At 59.3% G+C, this 263-nt stretch carries 1 protein-coding gene; it reads left to right on the top strand.

The window, feature by feature from the left end; genetic code table 11:
* Positions 1 to 22: 22 nt before the first annotated feature.
* A partial coding sequence (locus N8N51_RS10375; RefSeq protein WP_261104145.1) for a hypothetical protein occupies positions 23 to 263 on the top strand: 241 nt, incomplete at its 3' end.

Genomic DNA, 263 nt, shown 5'->3' with positions numbered 1-263 from the left:
GGCCCCCCGGGAGAAGCTGGCCATGTTGCAAGACACCATCGCCTTCCTCACCGGTCAGGGCTACCAGTTCATCGGCATGGATCACTTCGCCAAACCGGATGACGAGCTGGCGGTGGCGCAGCGCGAGGGCAAGTTGCACCGCAATTTCCAGGGCTACACCACCCAGGGGGATTGTGATCTGCTGGGATTGGGGGTCTCCTCCATCAGCATGATTGGCGATGCCTATTCCCAGAACCAAAAAGAGCTCAAAGCTTACTACGCCC

This window comes from Streptococcus mitis (assembly GCF_946188685.1).
GTDB classification, from domain to species: Bacteria; Bacillota; Bacilli; order Lactobacillales; family Streptococcaceae; genus Streptococcus; species Streptococcus mitis_CC.
Note: the sequence above shows the minus strand (reverse complement) of the source record. Positions and strands in the feature narration are given on the sequence as shown.